The organism is Ideonella azotifigens, from assembly GCF_006519715.1.
GTDB lineage: Bacteria > Pseudomonadota > Gammaproteobacteria > Burkholderiales > Burkholderiaceae_C > Ideonella > Ideonella azotifigens.
On record NZ_VIDT01001080.1, the window covers coordinates 1 to 1295 of the forward strand.

The following is a 1295-nucleotide window of genomic DNA, read 5'->3' on the forward strand; positions in this document are numbered from 1 at the left end:
ATGACGTGCCGGAACGCTTCGCGGGGTGGCAGCTGGATCCCCAGGGCGAGGTGCTGGTCGTCAACCCGGAGCAGCAGGCCTTCATTGACCGGATCTACAGCCAGACGCTGAGCCGCGTGTACCTGGACGGGGCAGGACAGCGCGTGATGCTCTCGGTGGCCTACGGCGAGGACCAGCGCCGCGGCTCCGCGTTGCACGAGCCGGAGATTTGCTACCCCGCGCAGGGCTTTCGCATTCAGCGCCGATCACAGGGTGAAGTGCGGTGGATGGATGGCGCACGGTCATCCGCGGTGTTGCCGGTTCAGCGGCTTGAGACCGTGCTCAACGCACAGCGCTTCGAGCCGCTCAGCTACTGGATCGTGATCGGCCGGCGCCGGGTGGTGGGTGCGCTGGAACGCAAGCTGGCGCTCTATCACTATGGCCTTCAGGGGCTGATTGCCGACGGCATGATCGTGCGTGTCTCAACCGTTGGCCGCGACAGCGCACAGGAATTTGCGCTGCAAGCGCGGTTCATTGCCGAGCTGCTGGCGACCCTGCCCGAACCGGTGCGCAGCCGGCTGGCTGGTCGGGAGGAACCCGCATGACCCAGGTGCTGATGCTGACCTGCCAGTACATGCCCGATGTGTTTGGTGGCGCCGAGAAGCAATGCCAACGCGTGGCCACTGGCCTGGCGGCCCACGGCCAGCAGGTGCAGGTGCTGACCTCGACCCAGCAGTGGGCCGCGCGTGGCCTGAGCCAGGAGGCCGCCGTCGCGGTGCACCGGCTGTGGGTGCCGGCGGCGCCGGATCTGCTCGGTCGCTGGCTGTTGTTCTCGCTGTGGTGGTGGCTGGCCGTGATGGCCTGGGGCTGGCGGCACCGCCGCAGCATCGACGTGGTGCATTGCCACCAGGGCAAGTTCGGCGCCTTTGTCGGCACCTGCCTGGGCCGGCTGCTGGGCAAGCCGGTGCTGATCAAGATCGGCAACTCCGAAGACGAGATGGACCTGCGCTGCCTGCAGCGCAAGGCGCTGGTCGGCAAGCCGATGACGCGCTTCGTGCTGCGCCAGCGGCCCTTGTTCGTCGCGATCTCGGCTGTCATCGAGCGCAACCTGCGCGAGTTCGGCTGCCAGGACGTGCTGCGCATTCCGAATGGGGTGCCGGTCAGCCTGGCGCAGCCAGCGCCAGAGTCCGGTGCTGCGGGTGCGTTGTCAGATGGGCCGCAGTTTTTCTATCACGGCCGCATCGAAGAGATCAAACGCGTGGACGTGCTGATCGCTGCGTTTGCCGCACTGGTGCCCGAGCTGCCGCCTGGCAGCA

At 67.3% G+C, this 1295-nt stretch carries 2 protein-coding genes; both read left to right on the forward strand.

What is annotated here, in order from left to right; translation table 11 throughout:
* A partial coding sequence (gene epsI / locus FKP22_RS30710) for an exosortase-associated protein EpsI, B-type (RefSeq protein ID WP_141291971.1) occupies nt 1-584 on the forward strand: 584 nt, incomplete at its 5' end.
* The coding region (locus FKP22_RS30715; protein WP_141291972.1) for a glycosyltransferase family 4 protein at nt 581-1295 on the forward strand (715 nt) is incomplete at its 3' end. The genes epsI and FKP22_RS30715, both read left to right, overlap by 4 nt.